This is a genomic window from Allochromatium tepidum (assembly GCF_018409545.1).
GTDB classification, from domain to species: Bacteria; Pseudomonadota; Gammaproteobacteria; order Chromatiales; family Chromatiaceae; genus Thermochromatium; species Thermochromatium tepidum_A.
In genome coordinates, this window is record NZ_AP024563.1 from 910,477 (window position 1) to 926,981 (window position 16,505).

Here is a 16,505-nt window from a genome sequence, read left to right on the forward strand (position 1 = left end):
GCACCTGTTGAGCACCTTGGTGAAAACGTTCGTCGTGTTCCCAAAGCCGCACCCGTGTTTGTGTTCAGGCGGACTCACTCGTCTGGAACCGCTGCCAACAGAAGTGTGTTCAGTAAATTCATCTCGTTCGATGCCATGAAATACCGATCGTCAAAGACGGTATCCAATTTCAAAGGGTTCGCATTGCCCACCGCAGCGGCCCAAGGATACTCGGCATAGCGTGGGATGGGCGGCATCACGGCGCTGGTCGCGGACAGGCTCTGGGCGAGCGCATCCCGCCAACACTCAGGCTCTTTGACATCGAAGGGAGCGTTGCCCTCGAGTCGGCGGTCACGGGCCATGAACTGGATGTATCCGGACGGAACGGCAAGCCAGGTATTCGGCGATTTCAGGCCCTTGAGGGTGTTGAATTCGTTAGCGGCGTTTTCCTTTTCTCGCTGCAGGATACGCAACAGGTTCGCAGCCGGCTGACGCAGGCTCTGCGGAAAGGTCCGCTCCGACTCGATGGCCTGAAGCTGATTGATGAGCCGACGCGCCGTGAGGCTGACCTCCGTGGTGTGCCCCTCGAAGCTGAAGATCTCCATCTTGTCGAAGCACTCCCAGTTTTCGAGAAACACGGGTCCGGAGACGAACAGGTGCTCGGGGATCGAGGTACCTTTGGATGCATACACCAGAAGCGGGCGCAACGCGCCTGATGCCAAGTCCGCCAGTTGCTTCGCTTCCTCGTACCGCGCCATCGTTCTCTGATCCGCCGCCCAGGAGGTGGCCGCCTTCAGTGTGGTGCGCGAGAACAGCTCAATGAGGTTGGATTGCGCGCTCTTGATCAATCGGATCTGCTCGTCGTCCTTGATGCGCCGCCAGGCCACATCGGCCTCTTTGATGAACTGCGTCACGCTCTGCGACATGAGGCTGATGAGTTCTTCCAGACCGATTCGCCCCACGGGAACCAGCGCCAGTGACTGACGCAGACCGGCGTCACCCGTGATGCGGGTGAAAATGGTCGCCCGCAGCATCACCAACAGGGTTAGCAGGTCGATGGAATGTCGCAGCCAGTGCAGCGGGGCCGGCGTCTCCTTGGATTCGACCCTGTAGTCATCGATCAACATCACCAACCGACGCGGCACCCGGTCGCCGCAAACTTCGGTTCCTTCCGCATCCTGATAGCGACCACGCCCTCGATAGATCAGTTGCGCCATTTCCATCAGTGCCGCCTCGATATTGAATCTCGGCACGGCGGCGATGATGCAGTCGGTCTTCGGGAAGGAGACGCCGCGTGCCCCCGAGGAAGTCATCAAGAATACCTTCTTCTCGTCACGGATCGCCGGTTTGACCAGATGCTGGCGCTGGTGTCCCGGGACGGAAGAGTCCAGGACGGCAACCCTGTCCGGCCCGATTTCATCTTCATCCGCCAGTGCAGCGGCGAGGTCGCCCAGGAAGTTCTTGTCCTGCGCAAAATAGATGACTTGCGCCGACCCCATTCTCAGCGCCTTCAGGATTTCTTGTTTGGCACCCTCCAGCACGGTCTCACCCATCACGCGGCGCACCGCCTGACGCACGGTTTCCAGCTCGCCCGTGCTGCGCACTTCCGGCGTCACGGAGGTGAGCCGAACCCGGTATTCCAGGGTAAGCCTGTCGGCTGGAAAGCTGTTGGTCATGACGTGGAGCGTCGATTTGGGGCCGCCCGTTCCAATGGGCAATTGCGAAATGGCCATGTCGAATGCACGCCGGCCGGATGATTGCGACACCAGGATCTTATCGGGCGCGTGCGACTGTCCCGCCTGGAGGTAGCGTGAGAGAACGACCTCATTTGCCAGAGAGGCATCCGATATGACCAGGGTGACGGTAAAGGGGCTGACTTCATCCTCGAAGCAGCCGATGAATTCATCGTGAAGCCATGAGGCGATGGCATGTACGAAGGGCGAGCCGGCACCGTCACCGGCCAGTTCGTCGACCATCACGACGATATTTGAGAGGCGACCGGCCAATGCACGACGTTCACGGACGCCGGCGGGGTCTCCAGCCTTGCTCGCGAAGAGGCCGGAGAGCGCGTCCATGGTGGTCTTGCCGTCGGGCTTCTCGCGGAAGCCCTGAAGCGCGGCGGTGATGACGACCCGGTTCAGATCCGGGTTCAACGCCAGCAACTCGCGTGTGGTTTTGGCCAGACTCGACAGCACGCCCGCCCTGGCACGCTCATCGACGATGTCTTCATGCTCCGAAATGGTGGTTTTACCGAAACGGGAGCCGGTGTGACCCGCCTCGATGCGCCGTTCATCTTCGGGGCTGATGACCAGAATGGCTCCGTTCGGCTTGACCAGCGCGGGCACGCCGTCTGCCACGACCGCACCATCCACGTGTTTCCTGGTGGCGCGACCGGCTTTCACCTCGGCGCGGTGCCAGCCTGGAGCCGAAGCAATGAGCGCGGCATTGGTGGTGATGGTCAGGATTCCCGACGGCTCGTCGTTTCGGCGCGCCAGGCTCTGCGTCACCTCGCGATTGATGACGACGCGCGGGCTGACGTAGAGGAACAGATAGCCTTCGGACTTGTGTTCGAGGTACTCCCGAACGGCCGTCGTCTTACCGATACCTGGATTGCCCTCCAGGGCAACTACGTTGACGCGCCCCGGTCTTGAACGGTCCAGGCCGGCCACGATGGCGGCGGCATGGATGTCGCGCAATGTAACCTGACCGTCTTGTGCGCGCGCCTTGAGGAGCGGCCCCAGCGCCTGCGCGGCGGGCCGACCGAAAAACTGTGTCAGGTCCGGCGAGTCCGGCGCCAGGGTCAATGCTTTGGAGAGTTCGTAGTGGTCCGCCGGGTTGGCGAAGCTGTCCAGTGTCTCGACGAACTCAAAGCGATAGTTCTCGCCGGGCGCGGGGGCGTGTGTCAGATCCTTCAGGCCATGTTTCAAGCCTGCGGGAAGTCGCTGCAGCATGTTTCGGAACACGCGGTCGACCTGATCTCGCAGGCCCGCTTCGTCGCCATCCGCCGGCTTGCGAGCTTTTCGATACGCAAGCCCCATCTGCTCCATGAGTCGGCGTCGAGGGTCGCCTGGATTGTCGGCAAGAAACCGGGCGGAGAGGCTTTCCAGTCCATTCGGTGTGATGGCCAGAGCGCGAACGTTGCATGGATTCGTCAAGACCCCATCGTTTCGCAACCAGGTCGCCGTGTTCGCGGCATACGAACAGCCTTGGCACAGCTTGTAAAACGGCTTGTTACCGCGCATCAGCGCAACGAGATGCGGCTTGATGTCGTCGGATAGCGCGAACGATTCGCCGTTCACCTCGGCCGTGATCCGGGCAAAGACACTCCGGCTGTCGATGAGCCGACGATGGCGCGTCAGTTCCTCCAGATGGGCGTTCTGGTCCGTGAAGTCCGCTACCGTCTGCGGCATATCGAAGGCGTACTCCTGAACCAGCAAGTAGTTTTCGCGATCGGCCGACAACCACAGCACGAAGTCGGCATTGGCCGGCTGCCCCTTGGCGGATAACTGCGGGTCAAGCACACCCTTGAGCGCGAATTCACGGTGGAAGGCCTCACGATCCCGGCGTTGACGTTTTTCCAGTTCCTGCGTGTCGCCGGGAAGCAGTAGCGGGCACCACAGCGCTCTTAGCTTCAACCGCTTCCGGGCCGTTCGAAGATGGCTCAGGTATTCGCGTGTCGCGGTGTAACCTGTGCCATAGCCCGTCAGGGCCAGATGTTCCACGGCGGCCTTGACGCGGTCGCGGAGGGTTACGTCGATGAGGCCCAGGCAGTGGTTCAGTGCTTTCGTCACGTCGAGCAGCTGATGCCGTTTCCAGGGCGCAAGCTGGGGATGCTCGGCATCGACCAGTCCTTGCTCGATCAGACAGGCCAGCACACCGCGCTTGACCAGCACTTCGTAGGTCTGACCCCAGAATTCAGCCTGCTTTTGGAACGGTAGATCACTCATCGTCCAAGTCCTTTTGGTGCAGCACCCGTGTGACATGCGCCAGCAGCGCCGGAATCGACAGCAGGATGCTGCCTCTGCGGCGACGTGACAACACCTCCAGCTCGCCGGCGGCGGCCGTTCGGTTCGGCGTGGCCCAGGCGAAGGGGTCGAGTACGGGCAACAGCGGCCGGTTTTTCTCCGATGGCTTCTCGCTCTCCATGAAGTGAATGGCGCGCAGCACGCTGATGAGCGAGCGCCGTGTCTCCTCGGCCTCGCCGGTGCCCAGGATGTTGGCGCGTGTCGCTTCCTGCAGATTGAAGTCGCTCAGACGATGCTCGGCGTCGAAGAAATAGGTGCAGAAGCCGGATTGTGGCTTACCGGCCTCATCGACGACATGCAGCGTGGCGAAGGTGTAGACCGGAAGCAGACTGCGCAGGATCTCGGTCGCGCCGTCCCGGTACATGTTCTGGTGCGCCTCGTAGCGCAGTACCTCAAAGGCGCTCTCCTGGAGGTCGCGCTTGCGCAGACGGGTCGCCGCGAAGACATCGCGTCGCAGCGGGTAAAGATGCACGTCCGGGAATCGCTTGGCCGCTTCGTCGAGAAACGGCAGCCTGGAATGTGGTGAGTGTCGTTCGGCGGCGCGTCCTATGCGGCAGTTGCCGAAGTGATGGGATAGCAGGAGGATGTGAAGGTAGCCGAGCTGTTTCAGGCGGGCGATTTCTTCGAGGATGAGATGCGGGAGGCTGAAATCCTGGCGGCTTTCAACGAACCGCGACAGCATCCGGCCCACTCTGACTGTAGTCTGCTCGTCCCGGCTGTCGGCGAAATAGGTTCGGCTGACGAACAGGTAACCATCCGCATCCGGATAGTTCGGATGAGTGTCACAGGGGCGGGTCACATAGCTGACGACCGCGACCCTGTCCAAAGACCCCTCATGCGGAACGCACAGCGGTTGTCCGGCCTGGAGCGCGGCCAGAGCGCCACGGTTCTTCCAGCGCAATGAATCACGCGCATCAAGGAGGTTCTGAAGTCAGGGTCCGTCAGCAACCGTGACATCACTCCACGGGTATTGACGCGAATGCGCGTTTCTTCCTTGGAGAAGAGCTTGAGTGCTTTGACCTCAGCCGCGCCGGCAACGGCGGGAATGGCGTGCGCAAGCAGCTTCGCCAGCCTGGCGAGGTCGATGGACGGGGCACGGTCGCTCACGGAAATACGCGAGCCACCCTGGAGGTGGGATATCGTCATGGTCAGCTCCTTTCATGGCAGGTGGGCCACTTCACCAAGCGAACGGACCAGGTTCACAAGGCGGATATACGTTTGTGCGCTTTACTATAAACCTGTCCCGAACACGGTGGAAGCTCATAGAAAGCTCATAAGGTGTTCAAACGACGGCCATCATCTCGCGAATCTGTGGGGCCAGCTCCAGCTGACGCTGGCACTGCTGTTCCACGATCGTGCTGATCGACTCGATGACCGCCTCCGCCGCCCCAGCATCCATGGCCGCCGCACGCACCGCCGGCAGCTGTCGGCGGATCAGCCGCACGCTGCGCTCGATTTCCTTGCGCACCTGCGTCGGATGCGTATCCGTGGCGGCGCAAAACTGCGCCCATTCATAGGCCGACAGCTCCTCGGTACTGAACGCATCCCCGACCGCCATAGCGAAGGTCTGGCTGACCTGAGCCGGATAGAGCGCGCTACAGGTCAGGTCATAGGCCGGGGCCTGCACCGGACCGGCAGCGGTCATGAAAAAGGACAGATTCTTGGCGTGCGCATCGGCATTGCCCAGCAGCACCTGAAACACCTGCCAGCGCAGTAGCTGCAACCTGGCTTTCGCCGGCTGCGGACTGGCCGCGATCGCCGCGAAGAACCGTCCCAGCGAGGCCCCGTCACGGATCTCCCGCACATGGGGATGGTCGCCGTAAGGGCGTTCGTACTTGTAACTGCCGGCCAGATCGAGCAGTTGGCAACCGTCGATGACGTGCCGCCGCCGCACCGCCGTCCCGTCCCGGTCGCGATCGAAGCGGGCCACGCTCAACACCGGCTCCGGCAGGTGATGCAGTTCCACCGGCGCAGTGTCCAGCCCTGTGGCCGCCGCCAGCCGCATGCAAAAGAACTCGTTGGACGTCAGACCGGCCAGACGCAGATCGACGGGATCAGGCTTGAGGATATGAGTGGACGCCAAGTCCGGGCCTTCGACCAGATACCAGTCCTCGCCCTCCACCAAAACTGCCAGCTTGTCCTGGAAACCGGCGATGGACAAACGCACCTTGCCATCCCAGACCGTGAAGGGGACGTGCGGACGCTGGCGGAGACGTTGGGTGAGTTCATCCGGCGTCAGGAGGCGTTTGTGGGGCTGGTCCCGACCCGGACTGTCCGGGAGCACCAAACGCAGAGCGCCCGCCGTTTCGCGCCCCAGCGCGATCAGCAGACCAACCAGATTGCCTTTGGAGACGCGATTGGCGCGCGCCGCCTCGTCCAGGGCCTGACCCTCGGGCAGCAGGTTCTCAAAGAACCGGCGCACGCGGGCGCTGTGCTCGTCGGCGGACGACTCGGTCGGCACGAGCGGGAGCGCCGGACTCAGCGGATAGGCCGCCGGGCGGGCGCACCAGTCGGCGGTATAGGCGAATGAAAACCGGTGGTGCGTGGCGTCATAGGCCAGGGTGCCGACCCGTTCCCGGTCGAGCCAGACCTCAAGCCGCATCCGTGCCTCCGGGACCGCCGGCGTCCGGCGGCACCTGCCAGGTCAGGCGAATCCCCAACCCGTTCATCACCTTGAACGCCAGTGCCAGCGACACCGTGCCGGTTCCGGTTTCGAGATTTTGCAGGGTCTGCTTGGCGACCTTGACGCTCAGCGCCGTCTCTTCCAGCGTGAGACCCGAGGCCGTGCGGACCGCGCGCACCAGGGCGCCGAGCTGTTGCGGGTGGGTAATGAGTGGCGCTGGGAGGGATGTGGCCTTGACGGTGCGCATATATTGATCCTTTTTTCTTAGGATCATAGCTGAGCGAGGGGCCGTGAACAATGTAAATCCTTCTTTAGCAGGATTATTCTGTCCGCATTGCCGGCGGCAGTCGGCCATGATGCGGGCGATGTCGTCTAGCCGTAATTGAGCGACATCTGTCGATGCCGATCTGGGAACAGCCGTATAGCCGCGCGATCGCCCGGCTGTTCGACGGGTTGCCAAATGCCATGGCCGATGCCCAACGGATTTGCAGTAAAATTTGTGCACTGCAAAAATCCAAGCCCTGGTTCAGCCGATATGCCCGAGTCCGCCGCCCGTCTCCGCGAGATCCCCTACAACTACACCTCCTTCTCCGATCGCGAGATCGTCATCCGCTTCCTGGGCGAGCCGATGTGGCGCGTGATCGAGGAACTGCGCGGCACACGCCGCACCGGGCGCTCGGCGCGAATGCTGTTCGAGGTGCTGGGCGACATGTGGGTCGTGACCCGCAATCCCTACTTGCAGGACGATCTGCTCGACAACCTCAAGCGGCGGCGGTTGCTGCTCCAGGCGCTCGACCATCGGCTCGATCAGTTCGAGCGGCGTCTGAACGACAACCGGCGCGCGGCCGAACTGCTGGCGGCGGCGCGCACGGCGGTGAAACGTTTCGGCGACTGGTTCGAGCAGGAGAAGCACCGGCGTGAGCGCTTGCGTCTGGCGCTCGCCGGGATCACGCGCGCGGACAATCTGGACTTCGGCGGTCTGGCCCGCGTCTCGCACGCGACCGACGCCACCGACTGGCGCGTCGAGCTGCCGTTCGTGGTCATCTCTCCCGATACCGAGGCCGAGGTCGCGCCCATCGTGCGCGCCTGTATCGATTGCGGGCTGACGCTCATCCCGCGCGGCGGCGGCACCGGCTATACCGGCTCGGCGGTGCCTCTGCATCCGCTGACCGCCGTCATCAATACCGAGAAGCTCGACCGGCTCTCGGGCGTCGAGCGGGTCGCGCTGCCGGGCGTCGACGGGCTGGTGCCGACGGCACACTGCGGCGCGGGCGTGGTCACGCGCCGGGTCTCGGATCTGGCCGAGGCTAACGGGCTGGCGTTCGCGGTCGATCCGACCTCGCAGGACGCCTCCTGCATCGGCGGCAACATCGCCATGAACGCCGGCGGCAAGAAGGCCGTGCTCTGGGGCACGGCGCTCGACAATCTGGCCTCCTGGCGCATGGTCACGCCCGAGGCCGAGTGGCTGGAGATCGAGCGGCTGGATCACAACCTGGGCCGTATCCACGATCAGGAGCGGGTGCGCTTCCGCCTGTCGCGCTTCGCCCCGGACGGCAAAACGCCGCGCGGCGAACCCGAGATCCTGGAGATGCCGGGGTCGAGCTTCCGCAAGGTCGGACTCGGCAAGGACGTGACCGACAAGTTCCTCTCCGGTCTGCCCGGCGTGCAGAAAGAGGGCTGCGACGGCATCATCACCTCGGCGCGCTTCGTGCTGCACCGGATGCCGGAGCAGGTGCGCACCGTCTGCCTGGAGTTCTTCGGCACGGATCTGGATCTGGCGGTGCCGGCGATCGTCGAGATCAAGGATCTGATCGAGTCGCTGCCGGATGTGCAGATGGCCGGTCTCGAACATCTCGATGAACGCTATGTGCGCGCCGTCGGCTATGCAACCAAGGCCGCGCGTCACGAGCTGCCGAAGATGGTGCTGATCGCCGATCTGGTCAGCGACGACGAAGCGTCCGTCAGCGCTGCCGCCGAGCAGGTGGTCGCCATCGCCCGTGGGCGCGATGGGGAGGGCTTCATCGCCGTCAGTCCCGAGGCGCGCAAGCGTTTCTGGCTCGACCGTGCGCGCACGGCGGCCATCTCCCGCCACACCAACGCCTTCAAGGTCAACGAGGACGTGGTCATCCCGCTCGACCGGCTCGCCGACTACAGCCGGGGCATCGAGCGCATCAACATCGAGCAGTCGATCAAGAACAAGGACGCCATCCTGGCGGCGATCCTCGACTATCTGGACTCGGAGATGCCCGAGGCGCGGGTGGCCGGCGACTACGAAGGCTCGGACGAGGCGCGCGCCATCCTGGAGGCCAAGCGAGCGGCGGCGCATGAGTCGATCCGGCGCGTTCGGACGCGCTGGCAGACCATCCTGGAGCGTCTGGACCAGCCCGCCGCCGACAACCTGGATCTGCTCGACGAGGCCGCCCGGTCACGGATGCGCGAAGGCGACACGCTCGCGGCCATGATGCTGCGCCGCGATCTGCGCCAGTCGATCCGCGCCGAGGTTGCCGATCGTCTGAACGAGATCTTCTCCGGCCAGGAGCCGGCGCGGGTGCGCGAGCGTCTGCGCGAGATCCATCGTCAGGTGCGCGATTCGCGTCTGTTCGTCGCCCTGCACATGCACGCCGGCGACGGCAACGTCCACACCAACATCCCGGTGCACTCGTCCGATTACGCCATGCTGCACGAGGCCGATCGGGTGGTGGCGCGCATCATGGAACTGGCGACCGGACTCGGCGGCGTCATCTCGGGCGAGCACGGCATCGGTCTGACCAAGCTCCAGTTCCTCGAACAGGAGAAACTCGACGCCTTCGTCGCCTACAAACGACGCATCGATCCCAAGGCGGTGTTCAATCGCGGCAAGCTGATGCCCGGCTCGGGTCTGGACGGCGCCTATACGCCCTCGCTACGGCTGGTGCAGCAGGAAGCCATCATCCTGGAAGAGACCGAACTCGGCGCGCTCAACGACGACGTCAAGCACTGTCTGCGCTGCGGCAAGTGCAAGCCCAAGTGCATGACCCATGTCCCGCGCGCCAATCTGCTCTATTCGCCGCGCAACAAGATTCTCGGCACCGGACTCATCATCGAAGCCTTCCTCTACGAGGAGCAGACCCGGCGCGGTCTGTCGCTACGTCACTTCGAGGAGATGAACGACATTGCGGACCACTGCACCGTCTGTCACAAGTGTCTGACCCCATGCCCGGTCAACATCGACTTCGGCGAAGTGACCACGCGCCTGCGCCGCATCCTGGTCGAGCGCGGCCAGAAGCGTTTCAGTCCGGGCGCCTGGGCGGCGATGCAGTTCCTCAACCGCACCGATCCGCGCGCGATTCGTCTGATGCGCCTGGGTCTGGCCGAATGGGGTTTTGCGGCCATGAATCAGGCCCATCGGCTGGCCAGGACGCTGGGGCTGACCGGGAAGCGCATCGCTCAACCCGGCTCGACCACCGGCCGGCCGTCGCCGGTCGGCCAGATGGTCGAGCTGGTCGGACGCTCGGTGCATGTGCCCCTGCCCAAGCGGACCTTCCGCGATGTGCTGGAACTGGAGGATCGCACCCAGGTGCCGATCCTGCGCGACCCGCGCGTCGCCGACGAAGCCGAGGCCGTCTTCTACTTCCCCGGCTGCGGCTCGGAACGGCTCTATTCCGACATCGGACTGGCCACGCTCGCCATGCTCTGGGAGCAGGGCGTGCAGACCGTGCTGCCGCCGGGGTATCTGTGCTGCGGCTATCCGCAGAGTGCTTCAGGACTGGAAGAACGCGGACGCCGGATCACCATGGAGAATCGGGTGCTGTTCCACCGCGTGGCCAACACCCTGAACTATCTGGATATCAACACCGTGGTCGTCTCCTGCGGCACCTGCATGGATCAGTTGCTCAAATACGAGTTCGAGCGCATCTTCCCCGGCTGCCGCCTGCTCGACATCCATGAGTGGCTGATGGAGCGGGGCGTCGCCCTGGAGGGAACGACGGGCGTGCAGTATCTCTATCACGACCCCTGCCACACCCCGATGAAGACCCATGCGCCGCTCAAGGTCGCCGCCAGTCTGATGGGCCGGCCGGTACGGCTCTCGGATCGCTGTTGCGGCGAGGCCGGCACGCTCGGCGCCGCGCGGCCCGACATCGCCAATCAGGTGCGCTTCCGCAAGCAGGAGGAGCTGACCGCCGGCATCCAGGCCCTGATCGGCCGCGACCGGGTCGCGGACGGCGCGGTCAAGCTGCTCACAGCCTGTCCGGCCTGTCAGCAGGGACTCGGCAAATATCAGGACGATACCGGACTCAAGACCGACTATATCGTGGTCGAGCTGGCCGAGCGGCTGTTGGGCGCCGGCTGGCGCGAGCGCTTCATCGAGCAGGTTCGGGCGGGCGGGATCGAGCGAGTGTTGCTGTAGTCCAGGCCGGACGCAACACCCGCATCCGTGGTTCGAGTCGGCAACCGGTCCGGTCAGCAAGCACCGCGCGCGCCGGCCGGAGTCCATTGATAGAGCCAGGTCTCCGTCAGCGCGCCGCCCTCGTCATCGCGCAGGTAACAGCGCAGATCCACCGGCTCGTCGCCCTCGCTCAGTAGATCGAACGAACAGCGCCAGGCCTTGGTGCCAATGAGCGGACGCGCGGCCTGATCGCTGAGTTGACCACGCGAGGCGGTGATGACCGGTGTCACCGACGCCTTGGCCGCCAGCCCGTCGAGCCGACCGCCCTCGAAGTCGATAACGAACTTGCGCGAGGGCGGGCGGTTCTTCTGGCCGACGATGCCGCCGGCGCCGATACGGGTGGAGATCACGGCCGCCACCGGATCGGGCATCGGCGTCCGGGAGCCCCAGTGGAGACGGTAGCTGAAGCGTCGTTCCTGTCCGGGCACGAATCCCTGATTCGGGTTCCAGAAGGCGACGATGTTGTCGAAGGTCTCGTCGGCGGTGGGGATCTCGACCAGTTGTACCGCACCATCGCCCCAGTCTCCGACCGGCTCGACCCAGACCGATGGCCGCCGGTCGTACCAGGCGCCGTCGTCGAGATAGTGGTCGAAATGGCGATCGCGCTGCAGCAGACCAAAGCCTCTGGGGCTACGGTCGAGGAAGGAATTGACCCGCAGGACCGGCGAGTTGACCAGCGGGCGCCAAATCCATTCACCCGAGCCGGTGTTGATCGACAGTCCATCGGAGTCGTGGATCTCGCCGCGAAAGTCGTCCGAGACCCGTCGATCGTTCTCGCCGTACTGATACATCGAGGTCAGGGGCGCGATCCCGAGCCGCTCGACGGTTCGACGCGGATAGAGCTCCGCGTCGACGTCCATGAGCGTCATCTCGCCCGGAGTGATCCGGAAACGATAGGCGCCGGCCACGCTCGGGCTGTCGAGCAGGGCATAGACCGTGACGCCCGTGGACTCGGGAGCGGGCCGTTCCAGCCAGAACCGGCGGAACTCGGGGAACTCCTCGGGGCGCGCCAGACCGGTGTCGATGGCCAGACCGCGTGCCGATAGCCCGTACTGCTTGGTGCCGCCGACGGCGCGGAAATAACTGGCGCCGAGGAACGAAAACATGTCGCGCTCGAAATCCGGTCCGACATGCACGCGGAAACCGGCGAATCCGATGTCTTCGAGTCGCTCGGGCCGGCCGACCCGCTCGCCATAGTCGAACAGCTCCGCCGAGTAGCGGATCGGATAGGCCAGGCCGTCGACGACTTCATGGATCTGGACGGCGTGCTTGAAATACAGCCCGAGATGGAAGAATTGCGCCTGGAAGGGCAACCCTTCGGCGCGCCACAGGGCATGCTGCGGGTCGAAGCGGATCGATTGATAGGCATCCCAGTCGAGTTCCTTGACCCAGGCCGGCAGGTTCTCGGAGGGCGCGACATAGGGTTTGCCGGCCAGTCGGCGCGCCTCGCTACGCAGCCAGTCGTAACTGAAGGGAACCGCGGACGTGCCCGTGGGCACCGCACGCGAGGTCGATGGAAGAGCGGCCCAGGTTCCGGCCAGGGCCAACAGTGTTTGGAGCAGTTCTCTTCGGGTCAGCATGCCGCAGGTTTCCGGCTGTCGATGGATGATGGGGAGGCGATTGTCGAGCCGGAATCCGGTCGACCGCAAGTGATCGAGCGACTCGCGTCCTGGATCGCTAGACCGGATGCGTGGGCGACAGCGGTTTGACCGTGTTCGGCAGATGGTCGCGGACGACGGCGGCAAAGGCTTCCAGTGCCTGGCGGCGCGGGAAGCTCTTGCGGAAGACCAGTGAGATGCGCCGATAGGCATCGGGCAGGGCGGCCAGCGGGCGGGTGACGATCCCGCTGTCGCTCATCCAGCCGCCGCGTATCGCCAGCGCCGGAATGAGCGTGCAGCCGAAGCCGGCGCGCACCAGTTGCAGCAACGTCTCCAGGCTGGAGGCGCGCAGGTCGGCCATCTCGCCCCGTAGCGGACGCTCGCTCAGACGGCAGACCTCCATCACCTGATGGGTCAGACAGTGGCCGTCGGCCAGCAGCAGCAGTTCGATGCGTTCCAGATCCCGGGCTGTGATCTCGGGATGGGCGTCGAACGGGTGGTTGACCGGATGGGCCAGCCAGAAGGGTTCCTCGAACAGCGGCAGGCTCTCGAATTCGTTCTCGTCGACGGACGTGGCCAGGAGCGCGGCGTCGATCTCGTGGCGCGCGAGCCGACCGAGCAGCAGATCTGTGATCTCCTCGGAGAGCACCAGCCTGAGCTGGGGATAGCTCTGCTTGAGCGGCATCAGGATCAGCGGCATCAGATAGGGGCTGAGCGTCGGGATGGCCCCGATGCGCAGTGGTCCGGCCATGGGATCCTGATGCGCGCGCGCGACCTGCTCGATGGCCTCGACCTGTTCGAGCGCCAGCCGCGCATGGGCGAGGATGGCCGCGCCGACCGGGGTGATCTCGACCGAGCGGTTGGTGCGCTCGAAGATGACCACGTCGAGTTCGTCCTCCAGCTTCTTGATCTGACCGCTCAGGGTCGGCTGGCTGACGAAACAGCGCTCGGCGGCGCGCCCGAAATGGCGCGTCTCGGCGACGGCGAGGATGTATTTGAGGTCGCGTAGATTCACGCGCGCATGATAGCGGAAATCGGCTTGATTCGCGTGCCGCCGCGCCCCAAAATTTCCCGAGCAAACAACCGGAAATTTTCGCTGGAGTCAACGACCGTGAGACAGGACAAACTGACCGCCAAATTCCAACTGGCCCTGGCCGACGCCCAGAGTCTGGCCTTGGGGCGCGATCATCAGTTCATCGAGCCCATACACTTGATGGTGGCCCTGTTGGATCAGCAGGGCGGCACCATCCGCCATCTGCTCAACAAGGCCGACGTCAACGCCAACAAGCTGCGCTCAGCATTGGGCGAGGCGCTCGAACGGCTACCGACCGTGCAGGGCGTCGGCGGCGACGTGCATCTGAGCAACGATCTCTCGCGTCTGCTCAACCTGACCGACAAGCTCGCCCAGCAGCGTAACGATCAATACATCTCATCCGAACTCTTCGTGCTCGCGGCGCTGGAGGACAAGGGCACGCTCGGCCAGGCTCTGCGCGAGGCGGGCGCCAGCAAGAGCGCGATCGAACAGGCGATCCAGACCCTGCGCGGCGGGCAGACCGTCAATGATCCCAACGCCGAGGAGCAGCGTCAGGCGCTCGAAAAATACACCATCGATCTGACCGAGCGCGCCGAGCAGGGCAAGCTCGACCCGGTGATCGGACGCGACGACGAGATTCGCCGCACCATCCAGGTCTTGCAGCGGCGCACCAAGAACAACCCGGTCCTGATCGGCGAACCGGGCGTGGGCAAGACCGCGATCGTCGAGGGTCTGGCCCAGCGCATCGTCAATGGCGAGGTGCCCGAGGGGCTGAAATCCAAGCGGCTGCTGGCGCTCGACATGGCCGCGCTGATCGCCGGCTCCAAGTTCCGGGGCGAGTTCGAGGAACGGCTCAAGGCGGTCCTGAACGACATTGCCCGTCAGGAGGGCAACGTCATCCTGTTCATCGACGAGCTGCATACCATGGTCGGCGCCGGCAAGGCCGAAGGCTCGATGGACGCCGGCAACATGCTCAAGCCGGCGCTGGCGCGCGGCGAGCTGCACTGCGTCGGCGCGACCACGCTCGACGAATACCGCAAGTACATCGAGAAGGATGCAGCACTGGAGCGGCGCTTCCAGAAGGTGCTGATCGACGAGCCGTCCGTCGAGGACACCATCGCGATCCTGCGCGGATTGAAGGAACGCTACGAGGTCCATCACGCCGTTGAGATCACCGACACCGCGATCGTCGCCGCCGCCACGCTCTCGCATCGCTACATCGCCGACCGGCAGTTGCCCGACAAGGCCATCGACCTGATCGACGAGGCCGCCTCGCGCATCCGCATGGAGATCGACTCCATGCCCGAGGAGATGGACCGGCTCGACCGGCGTCTGATCCAGCTCAAGATCGAGCGCGAGGCGCTCAAGAAGGAATCCGACGAGGCGTCGCGCAAGCGTTTGGCCGATCTGGAGGGTCAGATCGTGCGTCTGGAGCGCGAATTCGCCGATCTCGATGAGATCTGGAAAGCTGAGAAGGCCGCCGTGCAGGGCACCGCGCACATCAAGGAAGCCCTCGACCGGGTGCGGCTGGAGATGGAGACGGCGCGCCGCGCCGGCGACTGGACGCGCATGTCCGAGCTGCAATACGGGCGTATCCCCGAGCTGGAAAAACAACTGGCCGCCGCTTCCCAGGCCGAGCAGGGCGAGAACCGGCTGCTGCGCAACAAGGTCACGGACGAGGAGGTCGCCGAGGTCGTCTCCAAATGGACCGGCATCCCGATCTCCAAGATGCTGGAGGGCGAGCGCGACAAGCTGTTGCGCATGGAATCCGAGATCGAACAGCGCGTGGTGGGTCAGAACGAGGCGGTGCGCGCGGTGAGCGACGCCATCCGCCGCTCGCGCGCCGGGCTGTCCGATCCGGGACGGCCGATCGGCTCCTTCCTGTTCCTCGGCCCGACCGGCGTCGGCAAGACCGAGCTGTGCAAGGCGCTCGCCGCCTTCCTGTTCGACACCGAGGAGGCCATGGTCCGCATCGACATGTCCGAGTTCATGGAGAAGCACTCGGTCGCCCGACTCATCGGCGCGCCGCCCGGCTATGTCGGCTACGAGGAAGGCGGCTATCTGACCGAGGCCATCCGCCGCCGCCCCTACAGCCTGATCCTGCTCGACGAGGTCGAGAAGGCCCATCCGGACGTCTTCAACGTCCTGCTCCAGGTGCTCGACGACGGACGCCTGACCGACGGCCAGGGGCGCACGGTCGATTTCCGCAACTCGGTCATCGTCATGACCTCCAATCTCGGCTCCGACATCATCCAGCAGCGGGCCGGCGAGGCCCACTATGCCGAGATGAAGGAGGCGGTGATGGAGATCGTGCGCCATGCCTTCCGCCCCGAGTTCATCAACCGGCTCGACGAGATCGTGGTCTTCCATCCCCTGCAACAGGCACAGATCCGGGCGATCGCACGCATCCAGCTCGGCTATCTGCAACAGCGTCTGGCCGAGCGCGACATGAAACTCGAGGTCAGCGACGCGGCGCTCGATCATCTCGGCGCAGCCGGATTCGATCCGGTCTATGGCGCGCGTCCGCTCAAGCGCGCCATCCGCGCCCAGTTGGAAAACCCGCTGGCCCAGCAGATCCTGTCGGGTAAGTTCGGCCCCGGCGATCTGATCGAGGTCGGACTGGAAGACGACCGGCTCACCTTCGAGCGTGTGTTGCAGGGTGAACCGGTCGATTGACAGAATCGAAGGCGATGGCGCTCTTCGGTTTGCTTGACGCCCCCAAGCCCCCTGACTAACCTCTCGTCAATCCACCGGGCGCGCCATGACGGGCGTCCGGTTCCAGCCATCCACGCCCCGCGCTCGCGATCCTGAGCCGACCAGT

The 16,505-nt window shown here is 64.4% G+C and carries 8 protein-coding genes; 2 read left to right on the forward strand and 6 right to left on the reverse strand.

What is annotated here, in order from left to right:
* Positions 1-74 precede the first annotated feature (74 nt).
* The 4 genes from Atep_RS04240 to Atep_RS04255 all read right to left on the reverse strand — a co-directional run bounded on the left by Atep_RS04240 (position 75) and on the right by Atep_RS04255 (position 6,874).
* On the reverse strand, positions 75-3,926 hold the full coding sequence (locus tag Atep_RS04240; RefSeq protein ID WP_213380418.1) for a helicase C-terminal domain-containing protein: 3,852 nt from the start codon (positions 3,924-3,926) through the stop codon (positions 75-77).
* Positions 3,919-4,905 (reverse strand): hypothetical protein, encoded by a 987-nt coding sequence (locus Atep_RS04245; RefSeq protein WP_213380419.1) that lies wholly within the window; start codon positions 4,903-4,905, stop codon positions 3,919-3,921. The genes Atep_RS04240 and Atep_RS04245 overlap by 8 nt, the downstream gene beginning before the upstream one ends.
* A gap of 381 nt (positions 4,906-5,286) precedes the next feature.
* Positions 5,287-6,606, reverse strand: coding sequence for a HipA domain-containing protein (locus Atep_RS04250; protein WP_213380420.1), 1,320 nt, complete (start codon positions 6,604-6,606; stop codon positions 5,287-5,289).
* Positions 6,596-6,874: a helix-turn-helix domain-containing protein gene (locus Atep_RS04255; RefSeq protein ID WP_213380421.1), complete on the reverse strand. Its 279-nt coding sequence runs from the start codon at positions 6,872-6,874 to the stop codon at positions 6,596-6,598. The genes Atep_RS04250 and Atep_RS04255 overlap by 11 nt, the downstream gene beginning before the upstream one ends.
* A gap of 288 nt (positions 6,875-7,162) precedes the next feature.
* Between Atep_RS04255 and Atep_RS04260 the strand changes: the two genes are divergently transcribed.
* Positions 7,163-11,014 carry a DUF3683 domain-containing protein gene (locus tag Atep_RS04260; protein WP_213380422.1) on the forward strand — a complete coding sequence of 1,284 codons (3,852 nt, stop codon included), beginning with the start codon at positions 7,163-7,165 and terminating at the stop codon, positions 11,012-11,014.
* A gap of 53 nt (positions 11,015-11,067) precedes the next feature.
* Here Atep_RS04260 and Atep_RS04265 read toward each other — a convergent pair whose 3' ends face one another.
* Together Atep_RS04265 and Atep_RS04270 are read right to left on the reverse strand one after the other, a co-directional pair.
* On the reverse strand, positions 11,068-12,633 hold the full coding sequence (locus Atep_RS04265) for an OpgD/OpgG family glucan biosynthesis protein (RefSeq protein WP_213380423.1): 1,566 nt from the start codon (positions 12,631-12,633) through the stop codon (positions 11,068-11,070).
* A 97-nt stretch (positions 12,634-12,730) separates the two neighbouring features.
* Positions 12,731-13,666, reverse strand: a complete 936-nt coding sequence (locus tag Atep_RS04270) for a LysR substrate-binding domain-containing protein (protein WP_213380424.1) — start codon at positions 13,664-13,666, stop codon at positions 12,731-12,733.
* A gap of 96 nt (positions 13,667-13,762) precedes the next feature.
* Between Atep_RS04270 and clpB the strand changes: the two genes are divergently transcribed.
* The gene (gene clpB / locus Atep_RS04275; RefSeq protein ID WP_213380425.1) at positions 13,763-16,360 is read left to right on the forward strand and encodes an ATP-dependent chaperone ClpB; all 2,598 of its coding nucleotides are present in this window, start codon (positions 13,763-13,765) and stop codon (positions 16,358-16,360) included.
* Positions 16,361-16,505 lie beyond the last annotated feature (145 nt).

What these genes read in the sequence shown, in the direction of transcription:
- Atep_RS04240 (WP_213380418.1), bottom strand. Translation starts at nt 3,926, where the DNA reads ATGAGTGATCTACCGTTCCAAAAGCAGGCTGAATTCTGGGGTCAGACC.
- Atep_RS04250 (WP_213380420.1), bottom strand. Translation starts at nt 6,606, where the DNA reads ATGCGGCTTGAGGTCTGGCTCGACCGGGAACGGGTCGGCACCCTGGCC.
- Atep_RS04255 (WP_213380421.1), bottom strand. Translation starts at nt 6,874, where the DNA reads ATGCGCACCGTCAAGGCCACATCCCTCCCAGCGCCACTCATTACCCAC.
- Atep_RS04260 (WP_213380422.1), top strand. Translation starts at nt 7,163, where the DNA reads ATGCCCGAGTCCGCCGCCCGTCTCCGCGAGATCCCCTACAACTACACC.
- Atep_RS04265 (WP_213380423.1), bottom strand. Translation starts at nt 12,633, where the DNA reads ATGCTGACCCGAAGAGAACTGCTCCAAACACTGTTGGCCCTGGCCGGA.